This is a genomic window from Salifodinibacter halophilus, from assembly GCA_012999515.1.
In the GTDB taxonomy this organism is placed as follows: Bacteria; Pseudomonadota; Gammaproteobacteria; order Nevskiales; family Salinisphaeraceae; genus Salifodinibacter; species Salifodinibacter halophilus.
Map to the genome: position 1 here is coordinate 1 of JABEEB010000651.1, position 240 is coordinate 240.

Annotated in this window: 1 protein-coding gene; it reads left to right on the forward strand. The window is 75.8% G+C overall.

The features are described from left to right. The coding region (locus HKX41_13180; GenBank protein ID NNC25087.1) for a hypothetical protein at positions 1-240 on the forward strand (240 nt) is incomplete at both ends.

Consider the following 240-nt stretch of genomic DNA (forward strand, 5'->3'; position numbering starts at 1 on the left):
CGCCTGGTCCAGGCCGATCCGCTGGCTTCGGCCGAAGACGCCGACGCGGCCATCGCCGACCTGCAGAGCCTGCACGAAGGCGCGCCGGCCGACCTGCCCAACCGCTCCAGCTTCGCCCGCGCGCTGGCCTGGCGCGGCGAGCGCTACGCCGCCGCCGGCGAGACGGCGCGCGCGCGCGTCGACTTCCAGCAGGTCGATCGATTGCTGGCGCAATTCGCCGCCGACACCCGCGACCGGGTC